This window comes from Novosphingobium chloroacetimidivorans, from assembly GCF_014204535.1.
Taxonomy (GTDB): Bacteria; Pseudomonadota; Alphaproteobacteria; order Sphingomonadales; family Sphingomonadaceae; genus Novosphingobium; species Novosphingobium chloroacetimidivorans.
Window position 1 is genome coordinate 63,678 of record NZ_JACHLR010000009.1, and the last position, 13,530, is coordinate 77,207.

The 13,530-nt window shown below is 67.8% G+C and carries 14 protein-coding genes; 10 read left to right on the forward strand and 4 right to left on the reverse strand.

Features of this window, described 5'->3' with window-relative positions:
* Nucleotides 1-139 precede the first annotated feature (139 nt).
* From HNO88_RS11485 to HNO88_RS11515, 7 genes are read left to right on the forward strand one after another with little or no spacing between them, the layout of a single operon-like run.
* Complete coding sequence (locus tag HNO88_RS11485; protein WP_184245234.1) at nucleotides 140-910, forward strand: response regulator transcription factor; 771 nt, start codon at nucleotides 140-142, stop codon at nucleotides 908-910.
* Nucleotides 903-2,471: a sensor histidine kinase gene (locus HNO88_RS11490; protein WP_246381621.1), complete on the forward strand. Its 1,569-nt coding sequence runs from the start codon at nucleotides 903-905 to the stop codon at nucleotides 2,469-2,471. Before HNO88_RS11485 ends, HNO88_RS11490 begins: the two co-directional genes overlap by 8 nt.
* Nucleotides 2,468-2,902: an HPr kinase/phosphorylase gene (locus tag HNO88_RS11495; protein ID WP_312857061.1), complete on the forward strand. Its 435-nt coding sequence runs from the start codon at nucleotides 2,468-2,470 to the stop codon at nucleotides 2,900-2,902. Before HNO88_RS11490 ends, HNO88_RS11495 begins: the two co-directional genes overlap by 4 nt.
* A gap of 44 nt (nucleotides 2,903-2,946) precedes the next feature.
* The gene (rapZ, locus tag HNO88_RS11500; protein ID WP_184245238.1) at nucleotides 2,947-3,891 is read left to right on the forward strand and encodes an RNase adapter RapZ; all 945 of its coding nucleotides are present in this window, start codon (nucleotides 2,947-2,949) and stop codon (nucleotides 3,889-3,891) included.
* 48 nt (nucleotides 3,892-3,939) lie between these two features.
* The gene (locus tag HNO88_RS11505; protein ID WP_184245240.1) at nucleotides 3,940-4,344 is read left to right on the forward strand and encodes a PTS sugar transporter subunit IIA; all 405 of its coding nucleotides are present in this window, start codon (nucleotides 3,940-3,942) and stop codon (nucleotides 4,342-4,344) included.
* Nucleotides 4,341-4,619, forward strand: coding sequence for an HPr family phosphocarrier protein (locus HNO88_RS11510; protein WP_184245242.1), 279 nt, complete (start codon nucleotides 4,341-4,343; stop codon nucleotides 4,617-4,619). Before HNO88_RS11505 ends, HNO88_RS11510 begins: the two co-directional genes overlap by 4 nt.
* Nucleotides 4,620-4,623: 4 nt before the next feature.
* On the forward strand, nucleotides 4,624-5,424 hold the full coding sequence (locus HNO88_RS11515; protein ID WP_184245244.1) for a TrmH family RNA methyltransferase: 801 nt from the start codon (nucleotides 4,624-4,626) through the stop codon (nucleotides 5,422-5,424).
* A gap of 137 nt (nucleotides 5,425-5,561) precedes the next feature.
* On the opposite strand, the gene HNO88_RS11520 is transcribed toward HNO88_RS11515, so the two are convergent.
* The 3 genes from HNO88_RS11520 to recR form a co-directional block, all read right to left on the reverse strand.
* Nucleotides 5,562-7,184, reverse strand: a complete 1,623-nt coding sequence (locus HNO88_RS11520; RefSeq protein ID WP_184245246.1) for a DNA recombination protein RmuC — start codon at nucleotides 7,182-7,184, stop codon at nucleotides 5,562-5,564.
* Between the two features lie 79 nt (nucleotides 7,185-7,263).
* Entirely contained in the window at nucleotides 7,264-7,833 is a 570-nt protein-coding gene (def, locus tag HNO88_RS11525) for a peptide deformylase (RefSeq protein ID WP_184245495.1), read from the reverse strand.
* Between the two features lie 82 nt (nucleotides 7,834-7,915).
* Complete coding sequence (gene recR / locus HNO88_RS11530) at nucleotides 7,916-8,512, reverse strand: recombination mediator RecR (protein ID WP_184245248.1); 597 nt, start codon at nucleotides 8,510-8,512, stop codon at nucleotides 7,916-7,918.
* Between the two features lie 52 nt (nucleotides 8,513-8,564).
* On the opposite strand from recR, the gene fmt reads away from it, so the two are divergent.
* Nucleotides 8,565-9,470 carry a methionyl-tRNA formyltransferase gene (gene fmt, locus HNO88_RS11535; RefSeq protein WP_184245250.1) on the forward strand — a complete coding sequence of 302 codons (906 nt, stop codon included), beginning with the start codon at nucleotides 8,565-8,567 and terminating at the stop codon, nucleotides 9,468-9,470.
* A gap of 24 nt (nucleotides 9,471-9,494) precedes the next feature.
* Here fmt and HNO88_RS11540 read toward each other — a convergent pair whose 3' ends face one another.
* Nucleotides 9,495-10,034: a cupin domain-containing protein gene (locus HNO88_RS11540; protein WP_184245252.1), complete on the reverse strand. Its 540-nt coding sequence runs from the start codon at nucleotides 10,032-10,034 to the stop codon at nucleotides 9,495-9,497.
* Nucleotides 10,035-10,134: 100 nt separating this feature from the next.
* Between HNO88_RS11540 and truA the strand changes: the two genes are divergently transcribed.
* Both truA and HNO88_RS11550 read left to right on the forward strand, forming a co-directional pair.
* Nucleotides 10,135-10,902, forward strand: a complete 768-nt coding sequence (gene truA / locus HNO88_RS11545; protein WP_184245254.1) for a tRNA pseudouridine(38-40) synthase TruA — start codon at nucleotides 10,135-10,137, stop codon at nucleotides 10,900-10,902.
* Between the two features lie 140 nt (nucleotides 10,903-11,042).
* Nucleotides 11,043-13,331, forward strand: a complete 2,289-nt coding sequence (locus tag HNO88_RS11550; protein WP_184245256.1) for a putative bifunctional diguanylate cyclase/phosphodiesterase — start codon at nucleotides 11,043-11,045, stop codon at nucleotides 13,329-13,331.
* Nucleotides 13,332-13,530: the final 199 nt, after the last annotated feature.

Genomic DNA, 13,530 nt, shown 5'->3' on the forward strand with positions numbered 1-13,530 from the left:
AATCGACGTGAACTGCGAGCAATGTAGCACATCCATAACGGTGTCGCATCTGTTTACGCACGTTGTCAGTACCCCCCGAAGTGTCTACCGGTCGGACTTGTCCCATTGCCGGACCCTAGCACGCCACTTGCAGGCTAACATGACCACCCCACCACCGAACCAGAACGACATCCAGAACGGAGCAGGCTCATCGCCGCCCCGCCAGCAGACGGTGGCGCTGGTGGATGACGATCGCAACATCCTGACAGCAGTGTCGATCGGCCTGCAGGCGGAAGGCTTCGCCACGCGCGTCTATGCCGATGGCGAGACCGCGCTCAAGGCCTTGCTGGAGAACCCGCCGGACCTTGCCATCTTCGACATCAAGATGCCGCGCATGGATGGGCTGCAGCTGCTCCAGTCACTGCGGGCCCAATCGGCGCTTCCCGTCATCATCCTGACCTCGAAGGACGAGGAACCCGACGAGGCGCTCGGCCTGGCACTGGGCGCGGACGACTACATCACCAAGCCGTTCAGCCAGCGCCTGCTGGTCGCACGTATCCGCGCGATCCTGCGGCGCAGCGAACTGGTGCGCAATCCGCCGGAGGACGCGCCGGGCGACGAGCAAGCCGGCACTATCGGCCGGGGCCGACTGCGACTCGATCCCGCCCGCCACCAGGTCACCTGGAACGACCGGTCGGTGTCGCTGACGGTCACCGAATTCCTCATACTGGAAGCGCTCGCCATGCGCCCGGGCGTGGTCAAGAGCCGCAACCAGCTGATGGACGCGGCCTACAACGACGACGTCTTCGTGGACGACCGCACCATCGACAGCCACATCAAGCGCCTGCGTCGCAAGTTCCGCTCGGTCGATCCCGAGTTCGCCGCGATCGAGACGCTCTATGGTGCCGGCTATTCCTTCGCCGATGGCTGAGGCCCGCCGCAACCATTCGGCGGCCGGACCGCGCTGGTCCTGGCGCATTTCGCTGACGGCCCGCATCCTGGCGGTGAACGTGATCGCGCTTGCCCTGCTCGCCGGCAGCCTGTTCTACATCGACAGCTACCGCCGCGAACTGTTCGCCGAGCGCTTCCGCCTGGCGCGCATCGAGGCGGAGGTGACCGCCGCGGCGCTCGCCGGCCGGACCCTGCCGCAGAAGGGCAAGCTGATGGCGCGCATCGGCACCATGCAGCACCTGCGGCTGCGGCTCTACGATCGCCAGGGCGAGCTCGTCGCCGACAGCTTCGCCCTGGCCCCGCCCTCCTTCGCGTTTGTCGACCCTGCCCGCGACCCACCGCTGCAAAAGGCCGCGCGCGCTCTTGATCGGGCGATGGATTTCGTGCTCGGTGCGCCGCCGATCCCCGCCTATCGGGACCGTGAGGATACCGATGCGCGTGGCTGGCCCGAGATCGGCGAGGCGCTGGCGAGCAGCAGCACGGTATCGAGGCGCCGCGCCGCGCCGGACCGCACGCCGGTCATCACCGCGGCCACCCCGGTCGGCGACAAGGGCGAAGCGCTGCTGGTCACCCGCAATGCGCGCGACATCACCGAGTACGTGCGCGAGGCCCGCCAGACGCTCGCCATCGTCGTGGGCGCGGCGCTGGTGATATCCGTGCTGCTCTCGCTGTTCCTCGCCCGCACGATCGTCGATCCGCTGCGGGCATTGGTGCGCGCCGCCGTCCGCGTGCGCCTGGGTCGCGATCGCAAGGTCATCGTCCCCCGCCTGCCCGATCGCCGCGACGAAATCGGGCTGCTGGCCCGCGCGATCTCCGACATGACCACCGCGCTGCGCCAGCGCATCGATGCGGTCGAAAGCTTCGCTGCCGATGTCGCCCACGAGCTGAAAAATCCGCTCGCCTCGCTGCGCAGCTCGATCGAGAACCTGGAGCGAGTGGCCGACCCCGAGCTGCGCCGCCAGTTGCTCGCCATTGCCAGTGACGACGTGCGCCGGGTCGACTTCCTGATCACCGAGATCGCCGACGCCAGCCGCATCGACGCGGAGCTCAGCCGCACCACCTTCGAACCGGTGGACATGCTGCGCCTCGTGCTCGCCATCGTCGCCGAGCGTGACACGCGCGGGGCCAATGGCGCGTGTCGCGTGATCGTCTCTCGCGAAGGCGACGCCGACATGGTGGTGCCCGGCGATCCGGCGCGACTGGAGCGCGTGCTGCACAACCTGCTCGACAACGCGGTGTCCTTCTCGCAAGCCGGTGGAGCGATCGAGATCGAGCTGGCGCAAGTCGGCGAACGGATCGTCGTTTCGGTGTCCGACCACGGGCCGGGCATTCCCAGCGCCGCGCGCGAGAAGGTGTTCGAGCGCTTCCATTCGCTGCGCCCATCCGGCGAGGAGTTCGGCCGGCACAGCGGGCTCGGCCTCGCCATCGCGCGCACGGTGGTGGAGGCGCACTTCGGCCGGTTGATCGCGACGTCGCGTGCGGACGGCAGGCCCGGCGCGCGGCTGGAGCTGGTGCTGCCGCCTTGGCGAGAGCGGCCGTGATCGCGCACGTCGCCACCGTGGTTGCCATCGAGGGCCGCGGCGTGATGATCGAGGGCGCGCCGGGCTCCGGCAAGTCTGCCCTGGCGCTCGCTCTGATCGATCGCGGCGCTTTTCTGGTGGGCGATGACGGCGTGATGCTGGAGGCGACCGAAACGGCGGTGATCGCGCGGCCGCACCCGCGTACGCGCGGACTGCTTGAAATCCGCAACCTGGGCCTGGTGCCCGTGGCGGTCTGCGAGCAGGTCGAAGTGACGCTCGTCATACGGCTCGATCCGCAAGCCCCGCGGTTCGTCGAGGCCGCGCATTCGGTCGAGCGCATCGGCGTTGCACTGCCCTGCATCGCCTTGTGGCCGGATCCGTCGCCACCCGTGCTCAAGGTCGAGCAGGCGCTGAGGCTCTATGGGCGGCCGATGCCGGTATTTTGGACGTAAGCGCCCTTTTCATTCCTCTGCGCGAAGCGCAAAGCACGGTTTCCATGTCCGACGAGTCGACACGCCAGGTACCTGAGGAACCCCGCCAGCGCTTGATGCTCGTGACCGGGATGTTGGGGGCGGGCAAGACCACCGCACTGCGCGTTCTTGAGGATCTCGGCTGGGAGACGGTCGACAACTTCCCCATCCGGCTGCTGGATCGCCTGATCGAGACGCCGCAAGCCGGCCGCAGCGACATGCGCGGGCCCATCGCGATCGGCTTCGATTCGCGCACCCGCGGCTTCGATCCGCAAGGCATAATCCGCAAGGTCAAGGAACTGGGCGCACGCGCGGACCTGGAGATCACGACGCTGTTCCTCGATTGCTCGAGCAAGGAGCTGGAGCGGCGCTACAACGAGACGCGCCGCCGCCATCCGCTCGCGGCGGACACGCCGGTGGATGCCGGCATCCGTGCCGAGCGCGAGCTGCTGGCGCCCTTGCGGCGCTGGGCCGACATAATGGTCGATACCAGCGAGTTCACCAGCAACGACCTGCAGCGCGCCATGCGCGAGCGCTTCGGTGACGCCGATGCGCAGGAGCTCACGGTAACCGTCTCCAGCTTCGGCTTCTCGCGCGGAATGCCGCCGGTCGCCGACCTGGTGTTCGACATGCGGTTCCTCGACAATCCGCACTGGGACCCGATGTTGCGTCCGCTCACCGGCGAGGATGCGCCGGTCGGAGAGCATATCCGCACGGATCCCGCCTTCGACGAAGCTTTCGTGCGCATTCGCGACCTGCTGCTGCTGTTGCTCCCACGCTACAGGGCACAAGGAAAAGCATACGTGCACATCGCATTCGGCTGTACCGGCGGGAGACACCGCTCGGTCTTCACCGCGCGAGAGATCGCGGCGGCCTTGCGTGAGCATGGATTTTCGCCCACATTGCTGCACCGCAACCTGGGCGCACGTGCCGCCGATCTTCTGGAAGGAAGCCCGCGGCGTGAAGAATAGATACGAGATCACCGTGCGGTCGCAGCATTTCCGGAGCATTTGGTTTTCATGATCGGCATGATCCTCGTCACTCATGGCGATCTGGCCGTCGAGTTCGTCAGGGCCATGGAGCACGTGGTCGGCGCGCAGACGGCGGTGGCGACCGTCTGCATCGGCCCCAGCGACGACATGGAACAGCGTCGGCGCGAGATCGCCGGCAAGATCCGTGGCGTCGATTCCGGTGAAGGCGTGGTCGTGCTGACCGACCTGTTCGGCGGCACTCCGTCGAACCTCGCGATCTCGCTGATGGAAGCGGGCAAAGTCGAAGTGATCGCCGGCATCAACCTGCCGATGCTGATCCGGCTCGCCAAGGCGCGCCGATGCATGTCGGTGCGCGAAGCCGCTTCGGCCGCGCGCGACGCCGGCCGCAACTACATCACCATCGCCTCCGAATACCTGGGCCAGGACGCATGATCGCCTGCCGCGAGTCCGTACCGATCATCAACCAGCGCGGGCTTCATGCGCGGGCGAGCGCCAAGTTCGTCAACATGGTCAGCGAGCTTCCGGCTTCGTGCTCGGTCACCGTCAGCAAGGACGGCATCGAAGCTGCGGGGGGCTCGATCCTGGGCCTGATGATGCTGGGTGCGGCCAAGGGCGACACGATCGAGATCGCCGTTGCGGGCGAAGGCGCCGAGGCCGCGCTCGAGCAACTCGCCGCCCTCGTCAAGGACGGCTTCGGCGAGGACTGATCCCTTGCGTCGCACGATAACCGGCTTCTCCAACCCGACGGTCAAGTTCCTGCGCTCCCTGCGCGAGAAGAAGCACCGGCGGCGCGAGGGCAAGTTCCTGGCCGAAGGCCTGCGCCTGCTGACGGACGCGCGCGCGAGCGGGGTGGTTCCAGAGATCCTGGCCATGGCCAGCGGTCGTCCCGCGCATCCCTTGCTCGACGAGCTCGAGGCCGCGGTGAGTGCAGCCAACGGCGACGTTATCGAGATGGACGAGGATATCCTCGCCAAGGTCACGGGCAAGGAGAACCCGCAGGCGGTCGCCGGCGTGTTCGCCGAGTTCGACACCAGCCTCGCGCGGCTCGATCGCAGCGCATCGCCGATCTGGCTGGTGGCGCAGGCTCTGCGCGATCCCGGCAACCTCGGCACCATGCTGCGCACCGGCGACGCCGTTGGCGCGGGTGGACTGATCCTGATCGACGATTGCGCCGACCCGTTCTCGGTCGAAGCCGTGCGCGCCAGCATGGGCGCGATCTTCACCCAGCACCTGGCCATCGCCCGGTGGGAGGAGTTCCTGCCCTGGCTGCGCGACGGTGCCGGGCAGTTGGTTGCCGCCTCGTTGCGCGAACCGACGGACTATCGGGCGGCGCACTATGAGGCGCCTTGCTTCCTGCTCGTCGGCAACGAGTCGCAAGGGCTGCCGGAGGCCTACGAAGCCGAGTGCGACTTGCGCGTCACCATCCCGATGCGCGGCCGGGCCGACAGCCTGAATGCGGCCGTCGCGGGTGCGGTGCTGGCCTACGAAGCGCTGGCAAAGCTGGAAGCCTGACATCGACCCGGGCTTGACCCGGGTCCGGTTTCGGCATGCAAGCACGTTATCGTCAGGGCGCGCGTATGGGCGAGAGGGCGTGAGATGCCGAAACCGGACCCGGGTCAAGCCCGGGTCGACGCCTTGGCAATCTGCCTCTACTCCGCCGCCTCGACCGCATCGTCGTTGACCGGTGCGGCAAGTGCCTCCGCGCCATAGCGCGGCGCGGATTCGATCGGCGGCACTTCGTCGATCTCGTTCTTGCCGATTTCGATGTGCTTGTCGCGCAGACGGCGGCCCGAGGAGAGGACGTTGCGCTCGAAGCTGCCGACGAACTTGTTGTAATTGGTCACCGCGGATTCAAGCCCCGCGCCGACACGCTTCATGTGGTTCGCGGCGACGGCAAGCCGGTCGTAGAGCTCGCCGCCCATGCGGCCGATCTCGCGAGCTTCGCGCGCAAGCCCATCCTGGCGCCAGACCTGAGCCACCGTGCGCGCGATCGCCACGAGGTTGGTCGGCGTGGCGAGCAGCACCTTGTTGCGGAAGGCGAAGTCCCACAGTTCGGGATCGTGTTCGAGCGCGGCGGCGACGAAGTGCTCGCCCGGCACGAACATCACCACGTAGTCGGGCGCATCCTCGAACTGGCTCTGGTAGCTCTTGGCGCCGAGCGTCTGGACATGGTTGCGCATGGAGGCAACGTGCGCGCGCATGGCCAGGTTGCGCGTCGCGTCATCCTGCGCCTCGAACGCCTCCTGATACGCGTTGAGCGACACCTTGGCGTCGATCACCAGCCGCTTCTGACCCGGAATGTTGACGATGGCATCCGGCCGGAGGCGGCCGTCTTCCGTCTCGATCGAGTGCTCGGTTACGAAGTCGGTGTGCTCGCTAAGGCCGCACTGCTCGAGCAAGTTGCGCAACTGCTGCTCACCCCAGCGACCACGCGCCTTGGGTGCATTGCGCAGCGAATTGCCGAGCCGCGCCGCCTCGGCCCGCACTTGCTCCTGCCCCTCGCGCATGGACTGGATCAAGCCGGCGAGCTGCCCGAACGAATCGACGCGCTTGGCTTCGAGCTGACCGACTTGCTCCTCGTAGGACTTGAGCCGTGCATTCACCGGCGCCAGCAGGGTCGACAGCCGCTCGGCACTGGCTTTCTCGCTCTCCTCGAAACGGGCGCCGGCGCGATTGAGGAACGCCTGCTGCGCATCCGCCAGCACCTTGGCGCCGGCATTCTCGAACTCCTTGCGCAACAGCTCTTGCGCCTCGATCAGCAGGCGCTTCTGCTCGTCGAAGTTGGCCGTCTTCTCCTGCAGCGCGGCAAGTTCGGTCGAGAGCCGGCGTTGCTCGGCCAGATGCGTTTCCAGTTGCCGGACGTGCTCGGCCTGCGCCTTCTGCGAAGCCGCCGCGTGCTCGGTCCGCAACCGGTCCAGCACTGCGGTCAGCTCCGCGCGCGTGGCTTCGAGCGCCCGCCCATGATCGCCGCGAATGCGCTCCAGCAAGGCCACATGCTCGCCATGCGTGCGCTCCAGAACTGCGGCATGTTCGCGCCGGGTCTGATCGAGTGCGTCGGCGAGCGCGTCGGCCCGACTGGCCCGCTCGCTCGCTCCGGCAAGCTCGGTGATGGCGCGCCTGAACCTCTCGTCCAGCTCGCGCGCCTCCGCATCCCGCGCGGCGTGCCGCTCTCGCCACTGCACCGCCGGTCGTGAACCGAAGAACCAACCTGCGAACGTCCCGGCACCCAGGCCGAGAAGCAGAGCGACGATCGTGAGCATGGCGGGATCCATCCACCATGCGTATCAGGAACGAAGAGAGAACGTCAAGCCCGCGCGGATTTCATCCACAGTGCGCCGGAAACTCGCGGGATCAGGCCGCCTTGCGCAGCTTTTCCAGCTTCTTGAGCGCCATCTGACGCTTGAGGCGGCTGAGGTGGTCGATGAAGAGTATGCCTTCGAGGTGGTCCATCTCGTGCTGCAGGCAGATCGCCATCATGCCCTCCAGCGCTTCCTCGTGCGTGTTGCCGTCGAGGTCCTGCCACCGCGCGCGGATGCGGGCGGGACGCTCCACATCGGCGTAGATCTCGGGAACCGAGAGGCAGCCTTCGTTGTAGACGATGATCTCGTCCGAGGGATCGAGAATCTCGGGGTTAATGAAGACGTGCGGCTCGCGCTTGGTCGGCTGGTGCGTGTGATGGTGGCCACCGTGCGAATGGCACACTTCGGGCTCGGCATCGGGATCGTCGGGCTGCAGGTCGATAACGAGCACGCGCAGCGGCACGCCGACCTGGATGGCCGCCAGGCCGATCCCCGGCGCGTCGTACATGGTCTCGAACATGTCGGCGACGAGCGTCTTGAGCTCGTCGTCGAAGCGCTCGACAGGCATGGAGACCTGCTTGAGGCGCGGGTCGGGGATTTCGATGATCTCGCGAATAGCCATGTGCGCAAGATAGTCGGCGATGGCCGATTTCGCAACTTTAGGAATGGCGATCACCAGGATCGGGATAGCAACATCGCGTCCCTCAGGCGACCGGGCGCCTCGCCCGGATCGCTTGTGCCAGGGTGCCCTCGTCGAGGTAATCGAGTTCGCCACCCACCGGAAGACCATGCGCCAGCTGGGTGATCCGCACCGGGAACGCCTCCAGCCGCTCGGCGAGGTAATGCGCGGTGGTCTGCCCTTCCAGGGTGGCATTCATCGCCAGAACCACCTCGTCGACGCCGCCCTGCTCGACACGGGCGAGCAGGCGATCGATGGCGAGGTCCTCGGGCCGGACGCCGTCGAGCGCGGACAGCCGGCCGCCGAGCACGTGATACTTGCCGGTGAACAGGCGCGCGCGATCGAGGGCCCACAAGTCCGCGACTTCCTCCACCACGCAGAGCGCTCGCATGTCGCGGCGCGGGTCGGCACAGATCGCGCAGGGGTCGTGCGTGTCGATGTTGCCGCACACCTCGCACTCGACCAAGGCACCCTGCACCGCGCCCAGCGCGTCCAGCAGCTGTACCAGCGCCGTCTCGCGCCGCTTGATCAGCCAGAGCACCGCCCGCCGGGCCGAGCGCGGGCCCAGGCCGGGCAGGCGCGACAGCGCGGCGGTCAATGTCTCGATCTCTTGCGATGCCATCGCATGGGAGATAGGGGTTGCGCCCCTCCCGCGGCAAGAACAAACCGGACACATGCGCATCATCTTCATGGGAACGCCCGAGTTCGCGGTGCCGGCGCTGGTCGCGCTGGTCGAAGCGGGACACGAGGTGGTCGCCGCATACACGCAGCCGCCGCGGCCCGGCGGGCGTCGTGGGCGCGAGCTGACCCCCTCGCCGGTTCAGCGCGAGGCGGAGGTGCGCGGGATCGCGGTGCGCCATCCCGCTTCGCTCAAGGGCGCGGACGAGCAAGCCGGGCTGGCGGCGCTGGATGCGGACATCGCGGTGGTCGCCGCCTACGGGTTGATCCTGCCGCAGGCGGTACTCGATGCGCCCCGCCTCGGCTGCCTCAACATCCACGCCTCGATCCTGCCGCGCTGGCGCGGGGCGGCGCCGATCCAGCGCGCAATCATGGCCGGCGATCCGACGACTGGCGTCACCATCATGCAGATGGAGGCGGGGCTCGACACAGGACCAATGCTGGCGACGCTGCGCACCACGATCGATCGCAAGACCGCGGGCGAGCTGACGCAGGAACTGGCGGAGCGAGGCGCCCAGCTGCTGGTCGGCACCTTGCGCGACCTGAAGTCTCATCGCGCGGTGAGGCAGCCGGAGGACGGGGTCACGTACGCGAAGAAGATCGACAAGGCCGAGGCGCGGCTCTACTTCACCGCCAGCGCCGAGCAGGTCGAGCGCCAGGTGCGCGCCTTCGCGCCTGCGCCGGGGGCGTTCTTCGAGCTCGACGGCGAGCGCTACAAGGTGCTGGCAGCCGAGGTGGTCGAAGGCGCGGGCAAGCCCGGGACCGTGATCGACGATGCGCTGACGATCGCCTGCGGATCGGGCGCGGTGCGGCCGGTGACGGTGCAACGTGCCGGGCGTCCGGCGATGGCCACGGCGGAGTTGCTGCGCGGAAGGCCCGTCGCGGTCGGAACCGTGCTTTAGCGCGCGCGCCGCGGCTGCAGGGGCTTACACCTTCTCCGGCATCTTGCGCACCGGCGGTGGCTCGGCGGCCCAGCGTTCGCGTGAGTCGATCATTTCGGCGGCAGTCTTTTCCCAGGCGGCGGCGGGCTTGTCCTTGAGGCGGATCTCGAAGCTGTCGGTCGCGCGAAACTCGATCACTTCGGCCCCCTCCGGCCCCGCGGTGTAGCCGTAGGGCACGTCGCTGCCGACGTAGAAGCCGTCACCCGCCACCAGCGTCTCGTTGCCGAGATGGATGCTGCCGGCGACCACGTAATAGAGGCAGTCGCAGTCGTGGCTGTGGAGCGGCAGCGGGAAGCCGCTCTTGAGCCACAGGCGCGCCAGGCTCATGCCGGGGCGGCGATAGGGCACGTCGACCTGTTCGCCGCCGCTCTCCAGCATCTGCGGGAACTGCGCCAGGGTGGCGAGCATGTTGGGAGTTTCGCCCACCGGTGTCATGCACTGGCACTCGCTGAGCGAAGGCGCCGCGCTGCCGCGGAAGATCTCGAAGCGTGGGCGGGCGTCGGGAGTATCGGGGGCGTCGGACATGGCAGGACCTCTCGTGACAGGCCGTCATCGTGCCACCCTGCCCGCGCGCGGCCAAGCCCTGGTTTGCGCCGGGTGATGCGCTTCTGTAACGGCGACCGCGATGACCCGCTTCGCATTGACCCTGGAGTTCGACGGCGCGCCCTTCATGGGCCTGCAGCGCCAGGCGCACGGCCCCTCGGTGCAGCAGACCGTGGAGGAGGCGGTGCAGGCGGTCACCGGCGAGCAAGTGGTGATGCACGCCGCCGGGCGCACCGACGCGGGCGTTCACGCCACCGGGATGCGCGCGCACGTCGACGTGGTGAAGGAGATCGCTCCGTTCCGGCTGATGGAAGCGATCAATGCGCTCATGCGGCCCGCCCCGGTCGCGGTGCTCGCCTGCGAGGTGGTCCCGGACGACTGGCATGCGCGGTTCTCGTGCGTCGGACGCGCCTATGAGTACCGCATCGTCAATCGCCGCGCGCCGCTGACGCTGGAGCGCGGCAAGGCCTGGCTCGTGCCCCAGCCGCTCGATGCCGAGGCCATGGACCGGGCGGCGCAGGCGCTGGTCGGGCTGCACGATTTCACCACCTTCCGCTCGGTCCATTGCCAGGCGCGCAGCCCGATCAAGACCGTTGATCGGCTGGCGGTGCGGCGTGAGGGCGAGCGCGTGCTGATAGAGGCCGCCGCACGCAGTTTCCTGCATCATCAGGTGCGCTCGATGGTGGGTTGCCTGGCGCTCGTCGGCATGGGCCGCTGGGAGGAAGCGCGCCTGGCCGACGCCCTGGCGGCGCGCGATCGTAACCGGCTCGGCCTCAATGCTCCGCCCGACGGGCTGACCTTCGTCAGCGCCACGTATTCCTCCGGACCGGAACATACGGAGCTCGCGTGAAGCGAATTGCTCATCCTAATCAGCGATTCGTTAACAGCGGAGTGACAATCCCGTTCTCCGCCTGAAGTCCGGCGCACGCCGGAACCGCGAGTGGCCCGTCGATGCTTGCAGCAAGGCCTTTCCTGACCCGGCTTCGCGCTATGCGGCTGCTGCGTCCGGATCTGATCCGGCACGAGGTGGCACCTCGCGATGCGGACTGGTTCGCGCGCTCGCGGATCAAGCAGTTCGCCCGCTTCCCTTGGTTGGTCGGCGACGCCGCACGCGGGTTGTTCGCGCTGTGGCTGCTGATGCCGGCGCCGGACATAGTGATCGTGCTGACACTCGCCAGCCTGATCGTCGTGTGGCTGGGCGAGCTGATCCTGCGCCGTGCGCTCGCGACGCCGATCGCCGATACGGAGTGGAGACTGACCCAGATCCGGTGTTTCCTGCTCCTGCGCGGTCTGGTCTGGGCGCTGATCGCCGGCGCCATGGTGCGCTATGCCGGCCCGAACATCGGCATTGTCGTGTCGTTCTCGCTCGGCGCGCTGCTGTTCGATCTGTTGTTCATGCTCTCGCTGCCGGTGACCGGGCTTGCGGCCGGCACCATGCTGGTGCTGGGGATGGCCGCAGGGCTCCTCGGCGTGCCTGGTGCCAACGCCGGCGTGCTCGCTCTCGTGACCCTTGGTATGGTCGCGGCGCTGCGTTTTGCACTGTTCAACCTCTACTACCTGTTCGCGACACGCCAGCTGCGCACGCGGCGCCTGGGCACGGCGAACGAGACGATCCGCTCGCTGCTCAGCCAGTATGACGAACACGGCGCCGACGCCCTGGTCGAGGTCGATCGCGAGGGGCAACTGGTCCGTCCTTCGCCGCGCCTGTGCGAGTTGCTGGGCAAGCAGGACGGTGAGCTACAGGGCACGCCGATCTCCAACCTGTTCGAGCCGGGGCGGGACCGCAGCGCCCTCCTTGCGGCCATCAGCCGGCGGCATCAGTTCCGCAACATGCTGGTGCCGCTGCGCATTCGTGGCGAGCGGCATTGGTGGTCGATCTCGGGCTGCGCCGTGCTCGATGCCGAGGGACAGGAAGAAGGCTTTCGCTGCTTCGCGCAGGACGTGACCGAGCAGCGCGCCAACGAAGAGCGCATCCGCATCATGGCCATGCGCGACAACCTGACCGGCCTCGTCAACCGCGCGATCTTCACCGATCGCCTGGCCGAGGTCCTCGCCGGATGCTCGAGCGACGCGCAGGCGGGCGTCCTATTTCTGGACCTCGATTCCTTCAAGCTGGTCAACGATACCTATGGTCATGCCGCGGGCGATACCGTGCTGATCGAGGCTGCGCGCCGGCTGGAGGGCCTGCTCGGGCCCAACATGCTGGCCGCGCGCCTCGGGGGTGACGAGTTCGCGGTGCTGGCCTGGGACGTGACCGCGCCCGAGGTCCTGACCGACCTGGGCAAGGCCGTCGTGGTCGAGCTTTCCAAGCCGATCGTGCGCGACGACATGATCCTGCCCTGCGGCGCCAGCGTCGGCCTGGCGCTCGCGCCCGAGCACGGCGAGGACGGCGTGACACTCCTGCGCGCCGCCGATCTCGCGCTATACGAGGCGAAATCGCGCGGCCGCGGAGTCAGCGTGCTGTTCCATCCCCAGCTGCTGCGCGACCTGCAGGAACGCCGCGAGCTGGAGATGAACTTGCGCGTTGCGCTGGAACGCGGCGAGTTCGAGGTGTGGTACCAGCCGCTGCTCGACATCGCCTCGCGCCGCACGGTCGGCTACGAGGCACTGCTGCGCTGGAACCATCCCAAGCGCGGCATCGTCGAGCCTTCGCAGTTCATCCCGCTCGCCGAGGAAGCGGGCCTCATCGCCAACATCGGCGAGTGGGCGCTGCGCGAGGCGCTGAGCGAGGCGGCGACCTGGCATGAGGAGCTGACCATCGCCGTCAACGTCTCGCCCGCGCAGATGCGCGGCGAGGCCCTGCTCGGCCAGGTGGTGAGTGCCCTGGCGAACAGCGGCGTCGCGCCGGAGCGGCTGGAGCTGGAAATCACCGAGACATTGCTGATGGAGGATTGCGAGATGCACTTGCGCACCCTCCACCGCCTGCGGGCGCTGGGCGTGCGCATCGCGCTCGACGATTTCGGAACCGGGTACTCGTCCCTCAACTACTTGCGCCGGTTTCCCTTCGACAAGCTGAAAGTCGACCGCTCGTTCGTGAGCGACATCGTCGAGGAAACCGAAAGCGGCGCCATCGTCGAGACGGTGCTGAACCTTGCCCGCAAGTTCGACATGAAGACCACGGCCGAGGGGATCGAATCCGAGGCACAGCTGGCCAAGCTCAACGCGATGGGTTGCAGCCAGGCGCAAGGCTTCCTGTTTGATCGCCCCCTCCCGCCCAGGATGATCCCGGCGGCGCATCGCAAGGCCGGTGGCCGCATGCCGCGGTTGCAGATGGCCTGAGCTTGAGCTTGATCGGTCGCCTCGCTCTAACCGTCTGGATGAGCCACCACCTGATCGACCTTACAAGTTGACGAGCCCCTCCTCCGTTCGTGTCGAGCGAAGTCGAGACACTCTGGCGCCGCGCTCCCGTGTCTCGACTTCGCTCGACACGAACGGAGGGCGGTCTTCAAACGAGCTTGTTTGCGCCAGCCCGCACCTC